Source organism: Streptomyces sp. NPDC025638, assembly GCF_055558775.1.
On sequence record NZ_JBVHLX010000026.1, the window covers coordinates 22860 to 46681 of the forward strand.

Below are 23822 nucleotides of genomic sequence, written 5' to 3' on the forward strand. Positions count from 1 at the left end.
ACGTGTCGACACAGCAGACGGTGCAGACCGGTGAGAGCGTCGAGGAGCGCAACAAGAAGACCATCCGCTCGGTCTTCGACGTCTTCGTCAACAAGGGCGACTTCTCCATCGTCGACAAGATCTACAGCCCCGACATGATCGACCACCAGCCGCTGCCGGGCGCCACCGAGGACCTGGACGGTGTCAAGTACACCATCGCCGCTCTGCGGGAGGGCTTCCCCGACCTGCACGTGACCATCGAGGACATGAGCGCCAACGCCAACTACGTGGTCATCCACAACACCTGGCGCGGCACCCACAAGGGCGAGTTCCTCGGTATCGCGCCCACCGGTCAGTTCATCGAGTTCATCGGCGTCGTGGTGTGGCGTCTGCTGGACAACGGGCTGATCGCGGAGCGCTGGGGCATCGGCGTGGAGTCCAACATGCTGGAGGTGCTCGGCATGCGCCGGCTCGCCCCCGCGGCGCGCGGCGGCGCACGGGCCGAGGCCCGCAGGAGCGCCAGGCCCGGCTCGGTCCTGGTGCCGCTGCTGCCCGGCAAGAGCGAGCGCTGGGCCGAGGTCCAGGCGGAGCTCGACACCTTGCGGCGGACGGCCTACGACGCCTCCCGGCGCCGTGTCGGCATCGTCCAGGAGTCCTTCGCCGTGCAGAACGTGGGCGGCCAGGACGTGGTGGTGCTCCAGGTGGAGTCCCGTGACCCGGCGCTGTCGGGGCGCAAGCTGCGCGACTCCGCGGACGAGTTCGACGTCTGGCTGCGCGAGGCGGCCGTCGAGGTGTTCGGCAGCGACCCGTGGGCCGCGCTCGCCGACGGCGGCGCCGCCGCGCAGGGCCACCACTGGTCCAACGTCACCAGCGAGCTCGTCGCCCGCTGATCGTCCGTCAAGCCGGCCGCCCCGCTCGGGCATTGCCGGTCTTCGAAGTCGGGCGGTGGGCGGTGCGCGGGCCGGCGCGGCCGGTCGCAGCCGTCACGCCGGTCGTCGATTGGCGGATCTGGGCCAGAACCGAGGACGTCTGCCCGGCCGTACTGGGGCCGCCGGTGGCCCAGAGCTGCCACTTGCCGACCGTGGACCACCGCCCGACTTCGAAGACCCGCATTGCCGGGCTGGGCTGCTGGCTTCCCGGATTATATCAATGCTAGGATTTCTATCAATGGTAAGTGCCCGGGGGAGCAAGACCCGAACCGCCAGCCCTCCGAGGCCCGCACGGCTCAGGAAGGAACCGATTCATGCGGCAACGTAAGCTCGGCAGCCAGGGGCTCGTGGTCTCCGAGCAGGGCCTCGGGTGCATGGGCATGACCTTCGCGTACGGCCCGGCCGACGAGGCCGAGGCCCTGCGCACCGCCCACCGGGCACTCGAACTCGGCGTGACCCTGCTGGACACCGCCGACTTCTACGGCCCCCACACCAACGAGGAGTTCGTCGGCCGGGTCATCGCCGGCCGGCGCGACGACGTCGTCGTCTCCTCCAAGGTCGGCAACGAGGTCTCCCCCGAGGGCACCATCACCGGACAGATCAACGGCCGCCCCGAGTACATCCGGGCCACCGTCGAGGGCACCCTGCGCCGTCTGGGCACCGACCGGCTCGACCTGTACTACCTGCACCGCGTCGACCCCGAGGTGCCCATCGAGGAGAGCATCGGCGCGCTCGCCGAGCTGGTGGCCGCCGGCAAGGTGCGCCACATCGGCATCTCCGAGGCCTCCGCGGCCACCATCCGCCGGGCCCACGCCGTCCACCCCCTCAGCGCCGTACAGACCGAGTACTCGCTGTCCACGCGCGACGTCGAGGTCAACGGCGTGCTGGAGACGGTCCGCGAACTGGGCATCGGCTTCGTCGCCTACAGCCCGCTCGGCCGCGGCCTGCTGACCGGCCGTATCCGCAGCCTCGACACGCTGGCCGCCCACGACTTCCGCCGCATCGTCCCCCGCTTCCAGGAGGAGAACCTCGCGGCCAACCTCACCGTGGTCGAGCGCCTGGACGCCCTGGCCGCGGACAAGGGCGTCACCACCGGACAGCTCGCCCTCGCCTGGGTCCTCGCCCAGGGCGAGGAGGTCATCGCCATTCCGGGCACCAAGCGTGTCGCCTACCTGGAAGAGAACGTCGCCGCCTCGGACGTCCGCCTGACCGCGGCCGACCTCGCGGCAATGGACGAGATCGCCCCGTACGGCAGCACCGTCGGGGACCGCTACCCCGCCAACTCCATGGCCACGCTCAACCGCTGACGCGGGCCGCGGAAGCGAAGGTGACTGAGGAGCAACCATGGTGAACATAACGATCATCGGCGGTGGGATGGCCGGCCTGACAGCGGCCATCGCCGCCGCCGAGCAGGGCGCCCGGGTCACCGTCCACGAGGCGCACTCCCACCTCGGCGGCCGTGCCCGCTCGGCCGAGGGGCCGTACATCACCAACGACGGCCCGCACACCATCATGAACAACGGCGAGGCCTGGCAGTGGCTCATCTCGCGCGGTGTGGCCGGCCATTATGTGCGCCTGTCCTTCCACGAGTGGACCCGGATGCGCTTCCGCCACCAGGGCCGGCTGCGGATGACACTGCCGCCCGGCTACATGCGCATGACCCTGCTCGACCGCGACCGGCCGGTCCCCGTCGACCAGTCCTTCCAGGACTGGGCATCGAAGATCTTCCCGCAGCAGACGGTCGACGAGGCCCTCGGCTTCCTCGGCCCGATCGTCTTCCACGGCGACCCGGGCACACTGTCCGCGGCGTTCATCTGGGAGCGGCTGCTGCGCGTGGGCACCCCCAAGTTCCCGCTGCCCAGCCGGTACTTCATCGGCGGCTGGGGCACGGTCGTCGACCGCATGGCGCGGGTCGCCCGCCGGCACGGCGTGATCATCGAGACCAACTCCCGCATCACCGAACTGCCGGTCAAGGACGGCCCGGTGATCGTGGCGACCTCGCTGGCCGCCGCCCGCGGACTGCTCGGCGACAGCCAGCTCGACTGGCCGAGCGGCACCGCCGCCCTGGTGGACATGGCCGTCACCCACTCCAAGAAGGACGGCAACGTCTCCTTCGACATGGACGAGGGCGGCTTCACCTCCCAGTACTCCGACCACGACCCCTCCCTCGCCCCCGAGGGCGAGGCGCTCTTCCAGGGCGCGATGCCGCTTCGCCCCGGCGAGAACAAGGCCCAGGCCATCGAGCGGCTGGAGGGACTCTTCGACCTCACCACCCCCGGCTGGCGCGACCGCATGCTGTGGCGCCGCGAGGGCGTCTCCCGCGGCCGCACCGGAGCCGTCGACTACCCCGGACACACCTGGCGGGACCGGCCCGCCATCGACCAGGGCGACGGCGTGTACCTGATCGGCGACAGCGTCGCCGCCCCGGGCATCCTCGCCGAGACCTCGATCAACAGCGGTCTGATGGCCGCCGAACTCGCCGTACGGGCACGGCCGGTGAGCGCACCGCGGCCCGCCGTCCTCGGCATGTGACCACCCCGACCACAACAACCGACCTCACATCCGACTACTCGTCCCACCCGACCCCGTAAGAGGGGGTGCACCCATGCGAATCACGCTGTCCATGCGCGACACCCCGGACTGGCAGGTCGCCGCCGACCTCGTCCAGGACGTGTTCGCCGCCCAGTACGACGCCCGCATCCGGCCCAACCCGGACGCGTTCCTCGCCTACTTCGAGACCGCGGAAGACGAGACGGAATCCGCCCTCGCCTGCGCGGGACTGTCCTTCCCCGAGCAGGAGGGCATCCTGCTGGAGCGCTACCTCGACGCCCCCGTCGAGCAGATCATCGCCGATGAACTGGGCTCTCCGGTGGAGCGCGGGCAGATCCTCCAGATAGGCAACATCGCCTCCGTGCGCGCCAGCGCCGGCGGCGAGATCATCAAGGCCCTGCCCCTGGTGATGGCCTGCCTGGGCCGCCCGTACGCGGTGATGACCATGACCGGCCGGCTGGCCATGCTGATGCAGCGCCTCGGCGTGGTCTTCCACCCGCTCGTCGACGCCTCCCGCGACCGCCTCTCGCCCGAGGAGGCGGCCCTGTGGGGCTCCTACTACGACACCCGGCCGGTCGTCGGCTGGGCCGAGGCGGCCGCGCAGAGCACCCTGCTGCTCGCCGCGATCGGCCGCTACTGCTTCGAATCGGTCGACATGCGGTTCGTCGGCAACCGCCCCGAGCAGAAGGTGCTGACCCGTGCCGCGTGACACCGAGACCGTGAGCCTTGCCGCCGGACTGCTCGCGCGGGCGGACAGCGACGACGTCATGGTGCGCGTGCTGTCCGCCGACGGCGGCCCCGCCACCGACTTCGGTTACCGCGACCTCATCGGCGCGGCCCTCGTCCTCGCCGCCCGGCTGAGCGAGTGGGAGCGGGAGCACGGCCGCCCCGCCCGCGTGGGGCTGCTCGCCGAGAACTCGCCCGAGTGGGTCGCCGCCGACCTCGCCCTGCTGTTCGCCTCCGCCGTGGAGATCCCGGTCCCCACCGCGTTCGCCGCCGAGCAGGCCGCCTCCCTCTTCGAGACGGCCGACCTGTGCCTGGTCGACGCCGGCGGCGCCCGCGCCCTGGAGCGCTGGACCAAGGACCGCGAGGGCGGCGTACTGCCCGAGGGCTGCCCGGTGAACGAGATCGACCTGCCCGCCCTGCGGGCCGCCGCGCCCGCCACCGCACCGAAGTGGCCGGTGCCCGCAACGGACGCCATCGTCAAGGTCATCCACACCTCCGGCACCACCTCCGCCCCCAAGGGCGTACAGATCCGCCGGCACGGCCTGGACGCCCTGCTGACCTCGCTGCGCGCCCGCACCGGCACCGCCCTGTTCGAGCGCTATCTGTCGATCGTCCCGCTGAGCCTGCTCATCGAGCAGGTCGCCGGGCTCTACATGCCCTTCCTCGCGGGCGGTTCGGTCACCTTCATGCCGCCCGGCACCGCGCTGGTCGGCACCGCCGCCGACGCCGCGCCCCGCATGCTCGAACTGCTGCGCAGGGCCCGGCCCACCGCCCTGGTCATCCCGCCCACCGTGGCCGGGCTGTTCCTCGCCCTGTGCGACCAGAAGCCCGAGGAGAACGTGACCGAGCGGCACCTGCGGATCTTCGGCCACGAGGGCCCGGTCTTCGTCGCCTGCGGCGGCGCCCCCGTGCCCGCCGAGATCCTCCAGCGCCTGCACGACTTCGGCCTCACCGTCCACGAGGGCTACGGGCTGAGCGAGAACTCCTCGGTGGTCTCCTGGAACTTCCCCGGAGAGGTCCGCTTCGGCACCGTCGGCCGCCCCCTGGACCATGTCGAGGTGGAGCTGGCCGAGGACGGCGAACTGCTCATCCGCAGCAGCTCGCTGTTCGCCGGCTACACCCGCGAGGACCCCTCCAGCGTCGTCGTCGACGACCGGGGCTGGCTGCACACCGGCGACCTCGCCGAGCTCGACGAGGACGGTTATCTGCGCATCACCGGCCGCAAGAAGAGCCTGGTGATCACCGCCGGCGGGCGCAACGTCTCGCCCGAGTGGGTCGAGGCCCGCTACCGCGAACTGGGCTTCGTCCGCGAGGCGGCGATCGTCGCCGACGGACTCGAGTCGGTGCACGGCCTGTTCGTCGTCGAGGCGGGACTCGACCACGACACCGCCCGCCGCCGGATCGAGGAGTTCGGCCGGGAGCGGCTCTCCGACATCGAGCGCGCCGCGGTGATCCGCCTGATGTCCGAGGACGACCCCGACTACGCCCGCTGCTTCACCGTCACCGGCCGCCCGCGTCGGGACGTCATCCGCGCCCATGTGCTCGGCGGCGCCCCCGGTGCGGCCGCCGGTGACACACGTATCAAGGAGAAGGCATGACCACCGCCTCGAACACCGTCGTGAAGACCAGTCCCTACGGCACCGGCAGCGGCCTGCTGGTGGAACCCGCCGCCGGCACCGCCCTGGACGCCATCGACTCCGCGAAGCTGCTCGAACTGCTCGAGGAGGCCGGCTTCCTGTTGCTGCGCGGCTTCGACACCGACATGACGTCGTTCACCGCGCTGGTGCAGAACACCTCCACCTCCACCACCCTCGACCCCGCCCGCGACTTCTACTCCGACGTCGCGCAGAAGGTCGACGCCGGCCTCGACGAGGTGGGCCTGCACACCGAGAACGGCAACAGCCCCTTCCGCTCCCACCTGGCCTGGTTCTTCTGCGAGAAGGCCGCCTCCTCCGGCTCCCAGACCACCGTCTGCGACGGCTACCGCGTCTGGGAGGCCCTGTCCCCGGCCGCGCGCGAGGCGTTCTCCGGGCAGGACATCGTCTACAGCCGGTACGTCTCCGAGCCCCAGTGGCGCGGCATGGCCCACCACCTGATGGGCCGCACCAAGCCCGCCGAGGAGATCCAGATCTCCGAACTGCTCGCCCTGACCGGCAGGCTGAAGGGCACCGAGATCGTGCCCGAGGCCGACGGCGGCATCCGCTACTCGTACACCACCCCGGCCGCCGACTCGACCGTCTTCGGCACGCGCCTGTCCTTCGCCAACAGCATCCTCGGCCCCTCCTTCAACTACGAGAAGCCGAAGATCACCTTCGCGGACGGCACCGAGTTCTCCCCGGAGCTGCTCGCCGAGGTCGAGGCCGTCACCGCCGCCCTGACCGAGAACCTCGACTGGCAGCACGGCGACGTCGCCGTCATCGACAACACCCGGGTCATGCACGGCCGCCGCGCCATCACCGACCCCGACCGCACCATCTACAACGCCCTCAGCTACATCGCCGTACCCGCCGCCGCCTGACGCGGCGCGCCGGGCCGCCGGACGCGCACCCCGCCGGGAGCGCGTCCGGCACGCAGGACTCACAGACAGGGGGAGCCATGGACACACGAGAGGGAGCCATGGGCACCGAACGCCATGCGTCACCCGCCGACAAGCCGGTCGACACCGCCGTGGTCGAGGCCGAGGACCACACCCCGCCGGATCCACGGCGCTGGACCCTGCTCGTCTTCGTCGCCATAGCCCAGTTCATGGTGCTCCTCGACACCACCGTGGTGAACCTCGCCCTGCCCGCCATCCAGTCCGACCTGAAGGCGAGCGCCACCGCCACCGAATGGGTCCTCACCGGCTACATCCTCTGCTTCGGCGGCCTGATGCTGCTCGGCGGGCGCACCGCCGACCGCTGGGGCAGGCGGCGCACCTTCCTGGTCGGCGCCGTCCTGTTCACGGCCGCCTCCCTGGCGTGCGGACTGGCCGGCGGCACCACCGTGCTGATCGCCGCACGTGCCCTGCAGGGCTGCGGCGCGGCCTTCCTGTCGCCCGCGGCCATGTCCCTGGTCACCACGTCCTTCCCGAAGGGCCGCGAACGCACCACCGCCCTCGCCGTCTGGGCGGCGCTCGCCGGACTCGGCGGCACCCTCGGCGTCGTCCTCGGCGGCGTCATCACCGACAGCCTCGACTGGCGCTGGATCTTCTACATCAACATCCCCTTCGGCATCGTCGCGGTCGCCGGAGTCCTGCTGCTCGGCAGCCGCCGCGAGGACCTCACCCCCGGCTCCAGCCCCGACCTGCTCGGCGCGGTCACCGTCACCGGCGGCCTGGCCGCGCTCGTCTACGCCATCGTCAACATCCAGGACCACGGCTGGCGTTCGGGACTGTACGTGGTGACGCCGTTCGTCGGCTCGGTGGTGCTGCTGACCACGTTCGTCCTCGTCGAACTGCGGGTCGCCGACCCGCTGATGCCGATGCGGCTCTTCGCCACCCGCTCCCTGGTCGCGTCCTCCATCGGCCGCGTCCTGACCAGCGGTGTGCAGGCGGCCGTACTGTTCCTGAGCAGTTACTACCTGCAGCGCACCCTCGGCTGGTCCACCCTGAAGTCGGGCTTCGCGTTCCTGCCGCTCGGCATCATCGCCATCGTGATCACCGCCCCGGCCACCCGGGTGATGCACAAGTCCGGCCCCCGCCCCGTCTACATCGCGGGCGCCGTCGGCTCCGTCGCCGGCCTGTTCCTGCTCACCCAGGCCCCGCACGACGGCGACTACGTCACCCAGGTACTGCCCGCGCTGCTCATCCTGGGCGCGGCCATGCAGTGCTGCACCATCCCGGTCAACGTCGCCGGCGTGTCCGACGTACCGCAGGAGCAGCAGGGCATCGCCTCCGGCGTGCTCGTCGCCGCGTTCCAGGTCGGTGCCTCGCTGGGCGTGGCCACGGTCGCCACCAGCGCCCTGACCCGCACCACTTCGGAACTCACCGGTGGCACCGCCCCGGCCGTCGCCTGGCTCGACGGTCTGCACCTCGGCTTCTGGATCGCGGCCGGGATCGCGGTGCTCAATCTGATCAACGCCGTCGTCGGTCTGCCCGGCCGGCGTCGCGCCACCAGCACGGCCCGGGCACAGACCACCTGACCCCCCACCCTTACGAGGGAGACCCCCATGGCAAGCCCCGGAGACGTCCTGCGGCTCGGCGAGGACCGGCTCACCTTCCTGAAAACGGCGGCCGAGACCGACGGCGCCTATGTCGAGGTGGCCGTGGAGTACTCCCCGGCCAGCATCAAGCCGCCCCAGCACTACCACCCGCGGCAGACCGAGCGGATGCAGGTGGAGCGCGGGCATCTGCACCTGCTGCTCAACGGCACCCTGCACGAGTACGGTCCCGGCGACGAGTTCTACATCCCGCCGGGCGCCGTGCACTCCATCTGGAACCCCGGCCCTGAGCGGGCCCGGATCACCTGGCGCACCACGCCCGCGTACAAGACGGAGAAGGTCTTCGAGACCCTGTGGGGCCTGACCAACGAGGGCCGGCTCAAGCCCGACGGCACCCCCAGGCTCCAGATGCCGCTGCTCGCGCTCGGCTTCCGCGACGAGTACCGCGTCGTCACCGGCCGCCCGTTCCTGGTCGACATGGCACTGTGCACCGCGCTGGCGCCGCTGTCGGTGGCCATGGGCTACCGCCCCACCTACCGTCCGCCGCAGGAGCGGGCCGGCCAGCCGCAGACGGCCTGATTCGTTCAGGCAGGCTGCTCGGTCGGTTCGGGTCGCTCGGCCGGTTTTCGAGTTCCGTGCGAGGGCCGGCCTAGGCGTGCGTCCTAGCGTCGGCCCCAACGGATTCACCGCGACGCGTGGAGGAACGGGAACATGGCCAGTGACAACGGATTCACTCTCCCGGGCGCGGATCTCCCCGCGCCCGACGCCGACCTGCGCGCCCGGCGCGAGGCGGTGGTCATCGCCCACACGATCGCCGAGACGCAGTGGGACATCGACGGTGTCTTCGCCACGTTCCCGCGCGGCCCCGTCTACCGCATCCAGGCCTTCGAGGAGGAGTCCTTCGTCGGCCCCGAGGCCATCCGCAAGGGCTACTTCGACGACATGCAGAAGGCCTTCCCGAACCTGGAGCACGACGTGCTCCACCTGCACCACACCCCCACCGCGATCATTCTCGAGGCCTGGGCCCGCGGCAAGCAGGAAGCCGACTGGCGGGACATACCCAACCGCGGCAAGTCCATCGACGCGCCGATCCTGGTCATCTTCCACTTCGACGGTGACGTGCTGATCGACGAGACCCTCTACTTCGACATCGACACCTTCAAGCGCCAGCTCGGCTGATCCCGGGCCGCGACACCGCGGGGCCCCGGCCGGCCACGGACGCTGCTGACACCGGCAGCGCCGCCGACGGTCCGGGGCCCTGTGGCGCACCCGCACACCTGGGGGTTCAGCGGTCGCCGAGTGAGGCTCAAGGGGAAGTCGAGTGCCCGTCCGTAGCGTCGTCCGCGCCGGCCGGCCGTGCGCCCGGTCCGCGTTGTCGTACGTCGGACAAGTCTCCGCGACGAGCATCTCGCACTGACCGCCTCCAGAAAGGATGCTCGAATGAGCACCGTCAACCCCCCATCTACGGGCGGAGGAACGAAGGGGCTGGTCTTCTGGGCCATCCTCACCACCGGCCTCGCCTCCTTCATGGCGGGCCTGGACAACCTAGTGATCATCACGGCGCTGCCCACGATCCGGGAGAAGCTCGGCGGCAGCCTCGCGGACCTGGAATGGACGGTCAACGCCTACACGCTGTCCTTCGCGGTCCTGATGATGTTCGGTGCCGCGCTCGGTGACCGGTTCGGCCGGCGCAAGGTCTTCTGCCTCGGTCTGCTGCTGTTCACGGGTGCCTCCGCGGCGGCGGCGCTGGCGCCGGGGGTCGGTGAACTCATCGCGGCCCGTGCCGTCCAGGGCGCGGGCGCGGCCATCGTGATGCCGCTGTCGGTCACTTTGCTGACGGTCGCCGTCCCGCCCGAGAAGCGCGGTTCGGCCCTCGGTATCTGGGGCGCGATCAACGGCCTGTCGATCGCCGCGGGTCCGCTGGTCGGCGGTGTCATCGTCGAGCACCTGTCCTGGCAGTGGATCTTCTGGCTGAACGTGCCGCTCGGTCTGCTCCTGGCCCCGCTGTCCTGGCGCAAGCTCGCCGAGAGCAGCATCGCCGACTCCCGCCTCGACGCGGTCGGCACGGTCCTGTCCGGCGTCGGCCTGTTCGGCATCGTGCTGGGCCTGATCAAGGGGCACGGGGACGGCTGGACCTCGCCGATGGTGCTCACCGGGCTGGTCGGCGGCGCCGCCGTGATGGGCCTTTTCGTGCTGTGGGAGAACCGCACCGACAAGCCCATGGTGCCGATGCGGCTGTTCCGCGGCCGGGCGTTCACCGGGATCAACCTGGCCGGTGTGCTGATGTCGGTCGGCATGTTCGGCGCCATCTTCCTGATGACCCAGTTCTTCCAGCTGATCCAGGGCTACACCGCGATGCAGGCCGGCGTACGGCTGCTCGCCTGGACCGCGATGCCGATGGTGGTCGCGCCGATCGCAGGCATGGTCTCCGACCGGATCGGCGGCAAGCCGGTGGTCGCCGTCGGCCTCGCGCTGATGACGGCGGGCATGGCCTACTGGGCGCTCGTCATGGACCCGGACGTCTCCTACGTCAAGCAGTTGCCGGCCCTGATGATCTGCGGCGCGGGCATGGCCATGTTCTACGCCCCGCTGATGAACCTCACGATGGGCTCGGTCGCCGAGCACGAGCAGGGCATCGCCTCCGGTGTCACGGCCGCCACCCGTGAGGTCGGCGCGGCGCTCGGCGTCGCCCTCCTGGCCTCCATCTTCAGCGCCAACGGCGGCTTCGCCTCACCGCAGAACTTCGTCGACGGCCTGGTCCCGGCGATGTGGGTGGGCGCCGCCGCGGTGGGCCTCGGCACGCTGTTCATGCTGATCGTGCCGGGCCGCGGTGCCCAGGACGCGACCCAGTCCGCGCCGGTGGCGAAGTCGTCCCCGGCCACCGCGGACGACAAGTCCGCACCCGCCCCGGCCCGCTGACCCCCGTGGCGCGGCGCCGGCTCCCCGCTCCGGGGCACCGGGCCCCGGCAACCCGACCACGCCCGCGGGGGGGTTGGCGCCGCGCCCGGGCGTTCTAGGCCAGCTCAACCCCGTTGCCCGAACAGGAAACCGAGGAAGCGGAGCATGGCAATCGAAGAAATGAAGGTCAAAGACGCCTTCAGGATCACGCCGTCGCAGATCCCGGACAACCGCGGCCACTTCTTCGAGGCGTGGCGACTGAGCGAGCTGAGCGAGGCGAGCGGCCAGACGTTCGCCGTCCGGCAGGTCAACTACTCGGTCTCGCACCGCAACACACTGCGCGGCATCCACGGTACGACCCTGCCGCCGGGCCAGGCCAAGCTCGTGACCTGTGTGCGCGGGGCCGCCCTGGACGTGGTGGTCGACCTGCGGGTCGGCTCGCCCACCTTCGGCATGTTCGACACCACGCTGCAGGAGGCCGGTTCGGGCATCGGCGTCTACCTCGCCGACGGCCTGGGCCACGCCTTCCTCGCGCTGACCGACGACACCTGCATGAACTACCTGTGCTCCGAGGAGTACGTGCACGGCACCATGGTCGACATCCAGGCCCTGGACCCCGCGATCGGCATCCCGTGGGACACCTCCGAGCCGTTCGTCCGCTCGGACAAGGACGCGGCCGCACCGACCCTCGCCGAGGCCGTCGCCGCCGGGCTGCTGCCGACGTACGAGGAGGCGAAGGCGTCGTACCGGACGCCGGTGCTGTCATGACGGCGATCGCGGTTCTCGGCTCGGGCACCGTCGGCAGCGGCCTGGCCCTGGGCCTCGCCCGCGCCGGCCACACGGTGCTGATCGGCTCCAGCCGGCCCGAGCGCGCACCGGACGAGGAACTGACGCAGGCAGGCGTACGGCTCAGGACGCACGCGTCGGCCGCCGAGTCGTCCGAGGTCGTCTTCAACGCCACCCCCGGCGAGCTGTCCCTGGACCTCCTGCGCCCGCTGGAACCGCAGTTGCGCGACCGGGTCCTGGTGGATGTCTCCAACGCGTACGTACGCGGCCCGGACGGACTGCCCGCCGCACCGGTCTACGCGGACTCCAGCCTGGCGGAGGAACTCCAGAAGGCGCTGCCGCGGACCCGGGTGGTCAAGGCCCTGAACTCGATGGACAGCCGGGTGATGACCAACCCCTCCATCCTGTCGATGCCGCCGACCGCGTGTCTCTCCGGCGACGACCCCGGGGCCAAGGAGACCGTCGTCGGCCTGCTGCGCGACCTGGGCTGGAAGGACGACTGGATCCTGGACCTGGGCGGCCTCTACAGCGCCCGCACCCAGGAGTGGCTGATCCTGTTCCTGGGCCCCTTCGTCATGCGCTACGGCATGATCCCCTTCAGCCTGGGCATAGCCCGCTGAGCCCGCGCGGCGGTTTTGGCACCCCCCGCCACCGCCGCGCCCCGGGCGCGCCCTTCAGTCCCCCGGCCCGCCCCACCGCGCCCCCGGTCCACGCCGGGGGCGTGGTCGTGTGTCGAACGACATCGTCTGTTGAACGACATCGTCAGTTGAACGACATCGTGTGGTGAACGATGTAGCTGCCCGCGACGTATCAGTCGCCGTAGGTGGCGTCGTCATATCACCCGGAACGCCGCTCACAGCAGCGACATCGACTTGGCCGTCCGGGCGCGGCAAGGGGACGGGACGGACGAAGTGCACGACCGCAGCCATGTGCAGGGCCTCGACGGACTCCGCGGCCTGGCCGCACTGTATGTGCTGCTGTTCCACTGCTGGCTGCTGACCTTCCCGGGATTCCCCCACAACTCGGGCCCCTCCTGGCTCGGCTGGCTGATGTACGGGCGTCTCGCCGTCGTCTTCTTCCTCGTGCTGTCCGGGTTCTCCCTGGCCATCACACCGGCCCGCCGCGGCTGGCAACTGGGCGGCGGCGCACGGTTCCTGCGCAGGCGGGCGTGGCGGATCCTGCCGCCGTACTGGGCGGCACTCGCACTGAGCCTGGCGGTCGCCTGGTTCGTGGTGCCCGCCTCGCACTACGGCCCGCCGACCGGCAGGACGCTTCTGGTGTACGGCCTGGTACTCCAGGACCTGTTCACGGCCCCGACGCCGAACGGCGCCTTCTGGTCGATAGGTGTGGAGGCGGAGCTCTACCTCCTCTTCCCGCTCTTCCTCCTCGTCCGGCGCCGCCTGGGCGCGGTGGTCCTGGTTGCGGGCGTGACGCTCCTGGTGGTCGCACACGGCCTGGCGGCGGCGGACGGGACGCCGGTGGAGGGCATGAACCGGCTGACCCCGGATCTCGCGCCGGTGTTCGTCGCCGGCCTGGTCGGCGCGGGGATCGTCACCGCGCCCGAGCGGGTACGGCGCCTGCCGTGGCACTGGCTCGCGGTGCTGACGGCGGCTCCGGCCCTGGCACTTGTGGCCGTCAAGGGATCGGTGTGGACGGTGGACCACTACTTCTGGGTGGACCTGGCCGTCGTACCCGCCATGACGATGCTCCTGGCGGCGGTGGCCACCGGCAGGCCCGCCTTCCTCACCCGGCTCCTGGCCACACGGCCGATACGCACTCTCGGCAACTTCTCCTACAGCCTCTACCTCATCCATCTCCCGATCGTCATGCTCGTCGTCCGCAAGCTCGCCCCGCACGTCGTCTCACCCGGCCTGCCGACGTTCTGTTTCACCCTGCTGCTGGCCGCGCCGGCCTCGGTGCTGGGGGCGTGGCTGTTCGCGGAAGTCTTCGAGCTGCCGTTCAAACGGAACCGGTCGTGGAAGGCGATGCGTGCCGCGCTTTCCAGCCGGACAGTCCCGGCGGCCGGCGCCGACGGCCGGGGGCAGATGAAATGGGATAAGGATGTGACGCACGCCGGCGACCGCGGCTAGCGTCTGCCTGACTTTCACACCTGGACCAGGGGGCATTCATGGCTGCGCTGACGAAGCGATGGATATTGGTGAATACGGTGCTATTGATCAGAAACTGATGGGGTTCACTCGTCGAGGACGTAGCGGACGTGCCGAGGCTGGGGCAGACCCAGAAGGATGGTGGAGCCTCATGGGTGACAAGCTGTTGCGAGTCCCGCTGGACAGCGCAACTCCGGTATCCGAGAGAGCAACGACGTGCTGAGAATGAGCCATGACGCCTGCCGCCTCTGAGCAACCGGTGCCCGAGCCCTCGCAGAACACGCCAAGACGCAGAATCCGGGGCTCAGCCAACACCTGGATCTCGGCTTCGGCGGTGTTCGTGTCCCTCTTCAGTTTGTATCGGTCCGATCAGGCTGACAAGAAGGCGGAGGAGGCACAGAAACGGGATCGGGCCACAACGGCGTCGTTCTTCTGGCAGGCGAACCTGAGACCGCAGCCCAAGTTGTACATTATCAATCGCACCCGCTTCGACATCAAGAAAGCGCAAATCATCTTCAAGGACGGTAACTACCTGGAAGCCGGTCTCATCCCCGCCTGCGCTTTCTATGTTCTCTCCGGCACACAGCCGGACTGGACGGCGAGCCTCCCCGCCCGGCTGCACTTCGTCGATGCCAACGATGATCACTGGGCTCACGTAAATGGCCGACTTGAGCACCTGAAATCGAACCAAGAGCCAAATGGCAAAGACATTACGTACGAATACGCCGGAAACGTCGATCTCCAGTTCCTGGCCTCATGCTAGATCAGAAACTCAAAGGGTTCTCTTCGAGGGTGTAGCGGACGTGCGGGCCGTGGAAGTAGCCGCGGACGATGTGCGGCTGGCGCTGACGGCGGTGGAAGAACCGTCGTGCCTCGCTGGCGAGTTGGGCCTGGGTACGGCTTTGCTTGCTCGCGGGAAGGCTCCGTTTGAGGTCGGCGTTGACGAGCTCGTCGGGGTTTAGTTCGGGCGAGTACGACGGCAGGAAGTGCAGCTCGACCTGGTCGGCGTGATCGGCCAGCCAGTCGCGGACCGTGCGGGACCGGTGGGCTGAATGCTGGTCCACCACGAGGTGGATCTTGCGGTCGAAGTGGCCGGCGAGGCGGTCGAGGAACCGGCACATCACGTTCGCGTCGAAGCTCTCGGTGAACACCATGAAGTGCATGCGGCCCTTCGTGCTGATCGCCGACATCGCGTTCACGGACATCCGGTTCCCGGTCCGCCGGACGATTGGGGTGCGGCCCCGCTCGCCCCAGGTGCGGCCGCTGACCTGGTCGGAGCGGATGCCGACCTGGTCGGCGAAGAGGACCTCGCCGCCCTCGGCCTTCGCCTTCGCGCGGAACATTGGTGAGCGCATCAGTCAACTGCACGGCCAGCAGGTGCAGTTCGCCTGAGGTCCATTGGCGTGCGTCCAGAACACGCTGGGCCTCCTGAAGGAGTTCACCGGCCAGACCGAGCTGGGCCGACTCCATGTTGTCGGCGAGACGGGAGAGGTATCCCGTTCTCCCGCCCACGAGGTAGCACGGCTTGCCCTCCGGTCCGGTCCAGGGCAGCAGACGCGCCTGACCTGCTGGGCTCACCATGCCCGTACCCCCGCGCCGTGGATCAGCCGACCGATGGCGATGCTTTGTCCTCCCAGCCGCAGCGGCTCGAAGATATGGGCGATACGGCTCGGCATGTCGACGCTCCCTGTCAGCGTGGGCCATGTCCCCGGACCGTTCGTCCGGTCGCGGAGATCCTGACGAGTCGTCAGCCTGCCGACTGGCGATGCACGGAGGTTGCACCGAAAGGTGCAACTCCTCTCGTGGGGAATCCGCTATATGCCGACCCACTCCGCGTACTGCGCCAGCGAACCGTTGCGTGCCCGCTGCTGCCGCTTCAGGGCCAGCACGGTCTCCCGCACGGTCGGGTGATAGCGAGTCTGCTGCGGGGCGATGCGCCTGGCCTGGTACAGACAGTCCAACGCCTGCTCCGGGTGGCCTGCCCAGGCGTGGGCCCGGCCGAGGTCCATCCAGTGATGCCCGGCCCGGGAGCGGGTCCAGCCGCGCGGGATGCGTACGTTCTCGGCAAGTTCGATCGCGCGCCCGAAGTCGTCTGCTTCCGAGGCGATGGCCACGGCGTGCACGCCGACGTTCACCGGCCCCCAGGTGACCCCGAAGTCGGGCAACTCACCTGTCGCCTGGGCAAGGGCACGGGCCTCGGTCAGGCGGGCGTCGGCGTGGTCTCTGTCCTTCATGCGACCCGCGATGGTCGCGGCGCGCAGGTGCAGCATGCCCCGCATGGCCTCGATGCCCGCCCGGCGGCGTGACTCCTGGCCATCGAGGTCCCGCAGAGCCCGGTCGACCACCCGGAGACCCACGTCGTACCGTCCGGTCGACATCGTGGTCTGCGCTCGCAGGACGGCGTGCAGCGCGGCCAGGCCCGGCTCGTCGGTGTGCGGAGCGGTCCACGCCAGCCTGTCCAGCGCGATGGTCGCCAGATCGTGGAAGCCGAGCTTCCACGCCACGGTGAACACACATCGGAAGGTCTCTGCCAGACACTCGTAGGCCAGCCGCTGCTCTTCCCCGGTACTGGTGTGCACCGCCTGCACCGACTCGTCGATCAGTACTGGTAGGTCACGCACTATGTCCGTGTACCGAGCCTGACGGCGCTGCTCCAGCGCCCGCTCGACATCCGTCCAGATCAACGCGGCCGGGCGTGGAGCCGTCTCCCAGTCAAGAGGGATGTCCCAATTCTCCAGCCCTTCACGAATCGGCTGGATCAACGCGTCCATCCGGTCTCGGCGCAGTTCGTCGGCGTACGGCTGCCCCAGTAGCTCGGAAGTAGAAACACCCAGCGCGCGGGCGCAAGCAGCGACGAGAGCCGGTGAGGCGGGCTTCTGCCCGCACTCCACCTTCGACAACAGCGACTTGGACAGATGAGCCCGCATCGCCAGCCCCTGCTGCGTCAGGCCGCGCTGCTTACGGATTCGGGCGATCCGAGCGCCGGTGTGTTCCTCGATGCTCTGCGGCACGGCGAACTCCGTTCTGCGGCAACATTCAGACGGTACCGAATCTCATGTGGACCGACCCGACACGGAAGCCGAGTGAGTGGAAGCAACGAACCTCCTCTATCGGGATCCGGCGCTTTACGACGTGGTCCAGTCCGACAGCACGAGTGCCGAGATGTGCCAGACGCTCATCGACTCGCACGGGCCGAACGCCCGGACCCTGGTCGACTTCGGATGCGGTACCGGCCGGGACCTGGAGATTCTGGCCAAGCGCTTCGAGTGCATCGGCGTGGACCTTCAGCCCGGCCTGGTCGACTACGCCCACCGGGGCCGGCCGGAACTGGACATCCGTACCGGTGACATGCGCACCGTACGGCTCGGCGAGCGCATGGACGTGGTGACCTGCATGGGCAACAGCCTCGCCTACGTCCACGACAACGAGGAGATCGGTCAGGTCTTCGCCACCTTCGCAGCCCACGCCCGGCCGGGCGCGCTGCTGGTGCTGTGTTCCCCCGTCGCCCCGATCACCCGGACTGAGCCGACCACCGCCACGGTGGACACCCCGAGGGGACCCGCTGCCGTCACCGTCCGACATGAGTGGGACCTGCGGACTCAGATCAACACCATGCACCGGCACTGGGTGCTCCCCTCGGGCGACGAGGCCCGGGACGAGATCCGCAGACGCGTTCTGTTCCCCCGCGAACTGGAGCGCTACGCGGAGGATGCCGGCTTCGAGGTCCTGGACATGCTCGACAGCGCAGGGCCAGGACTCACCGGCCCAACCGCGTACACGGTGGCTCGAAACACCCGGCCGTGACTGGAGAAGCGGAAAGAGGCGCCGACGCCAGCGGCCGGAGAGGAAGGGTGACCGTGACCCGCACCGAGTACTACGACGACCCGGGCGCACCCGAGCCGAACAGCATGGTCGTCGCCGCATCCGCCGTCGTCACCGACGACCATGGGCGCATCCTCCTGCAGCGCCGCCTCGACAACGGCCTGTGGGCGCTGCCCGGCGGCGGCACGGAGCTCACCGACTCCCTGCCGGGGACGGCCGTCCGCGAGGTCAAGCAAGAGACGGGCCTCGATGTCGCACGCCTACCTCCGCCGGCGCAACAAGAACGCCCGCCACCCGGACCTCCTCGCTGCCCAGCGGAGGGAGCGCGCACGCGTCCGCAGCGAGAAGGGCCTGCGCTGGGGCGGACGCCCACTGCTCACCGCGGCCCGACAGGCTCCTCAGCCCGAGTGAGTCAACGGTGCTGTCGCCCCGGGAAGAACGCGCTGAGCGCCGCACACACCGTCGCCCCGAACAGCAACCCGCCCCACGGCATCCCGCCCATCGGGCGATGCCGCATCACCCCGTAGACGAGGGAGCCAAGCCCGCCACCGACGAAGAAGAACAGGAAGCCTCGAAGTGCAAACCGCCATTTCGGGCGGGCTGCGTCTGAAGTCACGGGAGGCATTATCCACACGCGGCGGCAGCAGACCGCGACCGCACGGATGATCACGCAAAACCGGTGAGCCTATGCGGTCACAGCACTAGCATGCCTGTTATGGACACGGCAATGCGTTCGGTCGTCAGGGACATCGTCGCCGACCAGGCCCCGCATGAGCTGGTACTCCTGGACACCATGGAGCCGCTTAACGACGATCAGATCACAGCGGCACTCACGGGACGCGGAAGGGACGAGAAGGGCCTCGGCTTCGGGCTCACCGAAGTCACCCCTCTGGTCACTCCCGTCGTATGGCTCGTCCTTCAGGAATTCGTCTCTCATGGGGTCGGGACCGCCGTGGACGGCATCGTTGCCCGCGCACGCAGGCTGTTCCGGCGGGGGGCTCGGGGTGGGTCCGCCGAGGAGTCCCACACGGTACCGACGCTGACTGCGGACGAGTTGGACGCGGTTCACCGGCGCATACGCGAGCAGGCGGCCGAAGTCGGCATCGGCACCGACGAGTCACAGCGTCTGGCGGACGCCGTCGTCGCTCGGCTGGCATGTGGCCGACGCTCCGAGCCAGAGCCGCAGCAAGACGACGGGCAAGCCGTGAACTGACGCGACGGACAGCGGCTACTGCCTTGGTCTCCGTCCAGTCCCGGGACCTCGCCGGGCGCGCCTCGACCCGAAGGTTTCTGTTGCTGGTCATGGTGCTGCTCGCCAGCAGCACGGCACTGGTGGGCGCATCGGTACTGACGCTCCACTCCGTCACGTCGCTCCCGCACTGTGCGGCGGCGGCTGGAGTGGACCTGCACGAACCGGCATGGCGCGCTCGGCTCGCGGTCCAGTTTCACGAGGACCTGGCCGGGTGCCGGTCGGGCGCCGCCCGGACCGCACTGTATGCGGCGCTCTCGTACACCTGCGTCGTGGCCGCGGCCGCAGTGGCTCTCTACTGGTGGCTGCCGCGCCGGGAGCTGCGCCGTGGGCGGCACTCTCTTCTGCTTGCCGCCGACGACGCGAAGACGGCGGCCGTCGCGGCAGGCCCGCCCGACGTGCCGCACGGCCGAGAACCGCTGCCGCGCCACCTCGCCGGGCTGGTGCGGCAAGCCGGTGTGCCCTCCGCCAGTACCCCCACGTTCGTGGTCAATCCGCGGGCGATGTCGGCAGGAGCGGTCACCTTCGGCCGAGCGGGCCGCTACACCGTCTGCGTGCACGCGGGACTGCTGGTGCGCAGGGCGACCGCCCCGAGCCAGTTCGACGCCGTCGTACTGCACGAGCTGGCCCATGTGCGCAACCGCGACGTAGACCTCGCGTATCTCACGGTGGCCCTGTGGCGGGTCTTTTTGGGTCTGGTGCTCGGCCCGTATCTCCTGCTGAACGGGTGGCTGTCGTTCCAGGAGCACGTGCTGGGAACGGAACGTGTGTACTGGGACGGCGGCGCACCGGGACCGGCGTCGTTCGCCCTGGCCGCCGGGCTGGTGGTGCAGACGCACCTGGCCCGCGCGGACATCCTGCGGCACCGCGAACTGGTCGCCGACCACGACGCGGTCACGTGCGGGGCCGACCCTTCGGTGTGGGCCGCGCAGCGGCCGAGCCGTGCGCCCGGCGCCACCATGACGCGACTCACCCGCGTCTGGCGCTCCCACCCGAACTGGGCCGAGCGGCACCACACGCTGACCCACCCTCCGGTGGCGGACAAGGGAGGCACCAAATTACAGTTCCTCCTTTTTGTCAGTGCGTACGTGACGCTGCTGTACACGCTGCTCTCGTGGCTGGGCAACGAGACGATCCCACAGCGCGTCGTCAGGTCGCTTGCCTATCTGGCGGCGCCGCTCATCATCGCCACGGTCATCGCCGTACGCCCGCGCCGCAAACCCAAGCCCCTGGACCTCTCGTCGGCCGCACCGGCCGGGGTTCGCCGCGGGCCGCAGGCAAACCGCGCTTGGGCTGTGGGCGTCTTGATCGCGATCTCGTTCTTCATCACCGATCCGCTCGCCGGCATCGGCGAAGACTCAACAGGTGAGGGGGCGCCCAACCCGTTTGGCGAGCTGCCGCAGCCATGGCAGCAGCCGGAACCGCCGCAGTACGACGCCGGCACCCGGTCGCGGCTGATGGCTTGGTACGACGGAGGCGGCACCGATCTCCTGAAGCGTCTCGGCGCCGACCTCAGTGCCGCCAGGGACCGCAAGGGCGGCTCAGGGCACGAACACCGGGACTGCGTCGCCCTGAAGCGGACGATGAGTGAGGCGCTGACGTTCCCTGTCTTCCCCGCGCACGAGGGCGCTGAGAGCTGGCGGCGGCTGCTCACATCGACCACCAGGGGATACGCAATCCAGTGCCGCCCGGGGAGTCAGGACCCGAACACCAAAGAACTGGCGGCCAACTGGTGGTACGTGTCCGCCCAGGCCACCCTCGAGCGCCTCAGCGGCCTCCGGCCCATGCCGTCCGATCAGTCGACGTCCGACTCGTCGGGCTGAGCGGGGGAACGCAGACGGCGCGGTAACGGGCTGTCCGGAGGAAACCGAGCAGTTGCCGATGCACCACACTCCAACGGCTCAGACTCCAGTACTTCCTGGAACGGCGCGAGCGGCCGTACCTGGGCTGAACCGACGCAGAATGAAAGGCCTTCCTGAATGTCAGAAGATCTTCCGCTGCGCTTCGACCATGTCTTCCAGACATGGTCGTACAGCAAGTCCCACCAGAAGCTCGTCCTGCGTGGCCGTCCCGGCCAGGATTATGACGAGTTCGTGGATGTGGTCTTCAACCACGTGCTCGGCATGAAGGTCGCGTCCAGCTATCCGCGGCTCTCCGTCTCCATCGCGGCCGATGCGAGGGAGATGGATGCTCTCCTTGAATTGCCAGGGCGCTACGACCGCGGGTTTGTGAACCTCGAGGTCTCGGACGGAATCCGTAGGGGGTTCGTCGTGTGCAAGAGCGTCGTGGTTCGCCGCGGAAGCGGGTGGTGCTACGGGCAGGGGAACGCTTCCGGCGGCACCCCGTCCTCCTGAAGCGCGGCCGCCCCGGACCGGGCGGGGTCCGGGGCGGCATGCGAGACCGGGGCGGCATGCGGGAACGAGGCCCGCTCGGTCAGTTCACAGCGCCGCCCGCTCCTTCAGCGGCTCCCACCACGAACGGTTCTCGCGGTACCACGTGAACGTCTCCGCCAGGCCCTCGGTGAAGTCCTTGCGCGGGCGGTAGCCCAGTTCTGTGGTGATCTTGGTGCAGTCCACCGAGTAGCGCAGGTCGTGGCCCAGGCGGTCGGGGACGTGTTCGACGCTGTCCCAGGTCGCGCCGGCCAGGTCCAGGAGGAGCTGGGTCAGCTCCTTGTTGCTCAGTTCCGTGCCGCCGCCGATGTTGTACACCTCGCCCGCGCGGCCGCCGGTGCGGACCAGTTCCAGGCCCTGGACGTGGTCGTCGATGTGCAGCCAGTCGCGGACGTTGAGGCCCTCGCCGTACAGCGGCACGCGCAGGCCGTCGAGGAGGTTGGTCACGAACAGCGGGATGACCTTCTCCGGGAAGTGGTGGTGGCCGTAGTTGTTGGAGCAGCGCGTCACCCGCACGTCCAGGCCGAAGGTGCGGTGGTACGACAGCGCCAGCAGGTCGGAGGAGGCCTTGGACGCGGCGTAGGGGGAGTTGGGCTTGAGGGGGTCCGTCTCCGGCCAGGAGCCCTCCGCGAGGGAGCCGTACACCTCGTCCGTGGATACGTGGAGGAAGCGGGCCGGGCCGCCGGGGCGGCGCAGGGCCGCGTCCAGCAGGGTCTGGGTGCCCAGGACGTTGGTGATGACGAATTCCGCCGCCCCCTGGATGGAGCGGTCTACGTGGGACTCCGCGGCGAAGTGCACTATCTGGTCGTGGCCGGCGACGAGTTCGGAGACCAGGTCGCGGTCGCAGATGTCGCCCTGGATGAAGTGGAAGCCGGGGTGCTCGCGGACCGGGTCGAGGTTGGCCGGGTTGCCTGCGTAGGTCAGCTTGTCGAGCACGGTGACCGAGACGTCGTCCGGTCCGTCGGGGCCGAGAAGCGTGCGGACATAGTGCGAGCCGATGAAGCCGGCGCCGCCGGTGACGAGGATGCGTGTGGTGGTCGTCATGACGAAATCTGCACCTTGCTGTGGTCGCCGAGGATGAGCCGGTGCGCGGCGGGCACCCGCGGAGCGGGCGTCACCTCCACGTTGCGTCCGATGATCGACGCCTCCACACGGCGGGCGCCGCGCACCGAGGAGTGGTCGAGGACGATCGAGAACTCGATCTCGCTGTCGGTGATTTCGCAGTCGCCGGCGATCGAGGTGAACGGGCCGATGTAGGAAGAGGAGACCACCGTGCCCGGACCGATCACCGCGGGGCCGACGATGCGCGACGCGGTGACCGTCGCGGTCTCGTCGATCTGCACCCGCCCGATGATCTCGCTGGCCTCGTCGACACTGCCGTCCAGGCGCGGCTCCGCACGCTCCAGTACCGTCCGGTTGACCTCCAGCATGTCGGCGACGTTCCCGGTGTCCTTCCAGTACCCGGAGATCGTCGTCGAGCGCACGTCGCGGCCGGCGTCGATCAGCCACTGCAGTGCGTGGGTGATCTCCAGCTCGCCGCGCCAGGACGGCTCGATGGCGCGTACGGCCTCGTGCACGGCCGGCGTGAAGAGGTAGACGCCGACCAGCGCCAGGTCGCTCTTCGGCGACTTGGGCTTCTCCTCCAGGTTGACCACGCGTCCGTCGGCCCCGAGTTCGGCCACGCCGAACTGCCGCGGGTCGGAGACCTGGGTCAGCAGGATCTGGGCGTCGGGACGGTCCGTGCGGAAGGCGTCGACCAGGGAGGAGATGCCGCCCACGATGAAGTTGTCACCGAGGTACATCACGAAGTCGTCCTCGCCGAGGAACTCCCGGGCGATCACTACGGCATGGGCCAGGCCCAGCGGCGCCTCCTGCGGGATGTAGGTGACGGAGACACCGAACTTGGAGCCGTCGCCGACGGCCTCCCTGATCTCGTCGGCCGTGTCCCCGACGACGATCCCGACCTCCGTGACACCGGCGTCCGCGATCGCCTCCAGACCGTAGAACAGCACGGGTTTGTTGGCCACGGGCACCAGTTGCTTGGCCGATGTGTGGGTGAGGGGGCGCAGGCGGGTTCCGGCCCCGCCGGAGAGTACGAGAGCCTTCATGGCGTCGAGGCTAGGAGCGGGTACTTGAGCGGGGGTGGGGGATCGGCCGCGCCCACAGGGGCCCTCCAGGGCGGCTCAAGAGGGAGTACGGATCCTCGGTGCAGTTCCGTCACGAGTTCCATGAGGCGAGGCCGAGCCCG

General features: G+C 69.6%; 23 protein-coding genes. 19 read left to right on the forward strand and 4 right to left on the reverse strand.

Features of this window, described 5'->3' with window-relative positions; translation table 11 throughout:
• Window positions 1-2: 2 nt before the first annotated feature.
• From ACZ4EG_RS41750 to ACZ4EG_RS41815, 14 genes are all read left to right on the forward strand, one after another.
• On the forward strand, window positions 3-869 hold the full coding sequence (locus ACZ4EG_RS41750; protein WP_390712943.1) for an ester cyclase: 867 nt from the start codon (window positions 3-5) through the stop codon (window positions 867-869).
• A 353-nt stretch (window positions 870-1222) separates the two neighbouring features.
• Window positions 1223-2215 (forward strand): aldo/keto reductase, encoded by a 993-nt coding sequence (locus tag ACZ4EG_RS41755; protein WP_390712944.1) that lies wholly within the window; start codon window positions 1223-1225, stop codon window positions 2213-2215.
• A 37-nt stretch (window positions 2216-2252) separates the two neighbouring features.
• On the forward strand, window positions 2253-3440 hold the full coding sequence (locus tag ACZ4EG_RS41760; protein ID WP_453560300.1) for an FAD-dependent oxidoreductase: 1188 nt from the start codon (window positions 2253-2255) through the stop codon (window positions 3438-3440).
• A gap of 73 nt (window positions 3441-3513) precedes the next feature.
• Window positions 3514-4167: a thermostable hemolysin gene (locus ACZ4EG_RS41765; protein WP_453560302.1), complete on the forward strand. Its 654-nt coding sequence runs from the start codon at window positions 3514-3516 to the stop codon at window positions 4165-4167.
• On the forward strand, window positions 4157-5782 hold the full coding sequence (locus tag ACZ4EG_RS41770; protein ID WP_467794344.1) for an AMP-binding protein: 1626 nt from the start codon (window positions 4157-4159) through the stop codon (window positions 5780-5782). The genes ACZ4EG_RS41765 and ACZ4EG_RS41770 overlap by 11 nt, the downstream gene beginning before the upstream one ends.
• Window positions 5779-6702 (forward strand): TauD/TfdA family dioxygenase, encoded by a 924-nt coding sequence (locus tag ACZ4EG_RS41775; RefSeq protein WP_467794345.1) that lies wholly within the window; start codon window positions 5779-5781, stop codon window positions 6700-6702. The genes ACZ4EG_RS41770 and ACZ4EG_RS41775 overlap by 4 nt, the downstream gene beginning before the upstream one ends.
• Window positions 6703-6779: 77 nt before the next feature.
• The gene (locus tag ACZ4EG_RS41780) at window positions 6780-8303 is read left to right on the forward strand and encodes an MFS transporter (RefSeq protein ID WP_467794346.1); all 1524 of its coding nucleotides are present in this window, start codon (window positions 6780-6782) and stop codon (window positions 8301-8303) included.
• A 27-nt stretch (window positions 8304-8330) separates the two neighbouring features.
• Window positions 8331-8900: a cupin domain-containing protein gene (locus ACZ4EG_RS41785; RefSeq protein ID WP_390712950.1), complete on the forward strand. Its 570-nt coding sequence runs from the start codon at window positions 8331-8333 to the stop codon at window positions 8898-8900.
• A 132-nt stretch (window positions 8901-9032) separates the two neighbouring features.
• On the forward strand, window positions 9033-9500 hold the full coding sequence (locus tag ACZ4EG_RS41790) for an ester cyclase (RefSeq protein WP_363301378.1): 468 nt from the start codon (window positions 9033-9035) through the stop codon (window positions 9498-9500).
• Window positions 9501-9761: 261 nt separating this feature from the next.
• On the forward strand, window positions 9762-11240 hold the full coding sequence (locus ACZ4EG_RS41795) for an MFS transporter (protein WP_467794347.1): 1479 nt from the start codon (window positions 9762-9764) through the stop codon (window positions 11238-11240).
• A 144-nt stretch (window positions 11241-11384) separates the two neighbouring features.
• Window positions 11385-11987: a dTDP-4-dehydrorhamnose 3,5-epimerase family protein gene (locus ACZ4EG_RS41800; protein WP_363301380.1), complete on the forward strand. Its 603-nt coding sequence runs from the start codon at window positions 11385-11387 to the stop codon at window positions 11985-11987.
• On the forward strand, window positions 11984-12625 hold the full coding sequence (locus tag ACZ4EG_RS41805) for an NADPH-dependent F420 reductase (RefSeq protein WP_453560315.1): 642 nt from the start codon (window positions 11984-11986) through the stop codon (window positions 12623-12625). Before ACZ4EG_RS41800 ends, ACZ4EG_RS41805 begins: the two co-directional genes overlap by 4 nt.
• Window positions 12626-12916: 291 nt before the next feature.
• Window positions 12917-14095 carry an acyltransferase family protein gene (locus ACZ4EG_RS41810; protein WP_467794348.1) on the forward strand — a complete coding sequence of 393 codons (1179 nt, stop codon included), beginning with the start codon at window positions 12917-12919 and terminating at the stop codon, window positions 14093-14095.
• A gap of 250 nt (window positions 14096-14345) precedes the next feature.
• Window positions 14346-14876 (forward strand): hypothetical protein, encoded by a 531-nt coding sequence (locus ACZ4EG_RS41815; RefSeq protein WP_467794349.1) that lies wholly within the window; start codon window positions 14346-14348, stop codon window positions 14874-14876.
• A 1-nt stretch (window position 14877) separates the two neighbouring features.
• On the opposite strand, the gene ACZ4EG_RS41820 is transcribed toward ACZ4EG_RS41815, so the two are convergent.
• Both ACZ4EG_RS41820 and ACZ4EG_RS41825 read right to left on the reverse strand, forming a co-directional pair.
• Window positions 14878-15468 (reverse strand): IS630 family transposase, encoded by a 591-nt coding sequence (locus tag ACZ4EG_RS41820; protein WP_467794350.1) that lies wholly within the window; start codon window positions 15466-15468, stop codon window positions 14878-14880.
• A 459-nt stretch (window positions 15469-15927) separates the two neighbouring features.
• Window positions 15928-17124, reverse strand: coding sequence for a helix-turn-helix domain-containing protein (locus tag ACZ4EG_RS41825; protein WP_453560329.1), 1197 nt, complete (start codon window positions 17122-17124; stop codon window positions 15928-15930).
• A 76-nt stretch (window positions 17125-17200) separates the two neighbouring features.
• Between ACZ4EG_RS41825 and ACZ4EG_RS41830 the strand changes: the two genes are divergently transcribed.
• The 5 genes from ACZ4EG_RS41830 (at window position 17201) to ACZ4EG_RS41850 (ending at window position 21538) form a co-directional block, all read left to right on the forward strand.
• Entirely contained in the window at window positions 17201-17917 is a 717-nt protein-coding gene (locus ACZ4EG_RS41830; RefSeq protein WP_467794351.1) for a class I SAM-dependent methyltransferase, read from the forward strand.
• A 53-nt stretch (window positions 17918-17970) separates the two neighbouring features.
• Window positions 17971-18462 carry an NUDIX domain-containing protein gene (locus ACZ4EG_RS41835; protein ID WP_467794352.1) on the forward strand — a complete coding sequence of 164 codons (492 nt, stop codon included), beginning with the start codon at window positions 17971-17973 and terminating at the stop codon, window positions 18460-18462.
• A gap of 188 nt (window positions 18463-18650) precedes the next feature.
• On the forward strand, window positions 18651-19148 hold the full coding sequence (locus tag ACZ4EG_RS41840) for a hypothetical protein (RefSeq protein WP_467794353.1): 498 nt from the start codon (window positions 18651-18653) through the stop codon (window positions 19146-19148).
• Between the two features lie 89 nt (window positions 19149-19237).
• A complete protein-coding gene (locus ACZ4EG_RS41845; RefSeq protein WP_467794354.1) occupies window positions 19238-21007 on the forward strand; it encodes a M56 family metallopeptidase in 1770 nt (589 codons plus the stop codon).
• A 156-nt stretch (window positions 21008-21163) separates the two neighbouring features.
• Window positions 21164-21538, forward strand: coding sequence for a hypothetical protein (locus ACZ4EG_RS41850; RefSeq protein ID WP_467794355.1), 375 nt, complete (start codon window positions 21164-21166; stop codon window positions 21536-21538).
• Window positions 21539-21622: 84 nt separating this feature from the next.
• Here the strand turns inward: ACZ4EG_RS41850 and rfbB are convergent, their stop codons facing one another.
• On the reverse strand, window positions 21623-22618 hold the full coding sequence (rfbB, locus tag ACZ4EG_RS41855; protein ID WP_467794356.1) for a dTDP-glucose 4,6-dehydratase: 996 nt from the start codon (window positions 22616-22618) through the stop codon (window positions 21623-21625).
• Complete coding sequence (locus ACZ4EG_RS41860) at window positions 22615-23682, reverse strand: glucose-1-phosphate thymidylyltransferase (protein ID WP_467794357.1); 1068 nt, start codon at window positions 23680-23682, stop codon at window positions 22615-22617. Before ACZ4EG_RS41860 ends, rfbB begins: the two co-directional genes overlap by 4 nt.
• Between the last annotated feature and the right edge of the window lie 140 nt (window positions 23683-23822).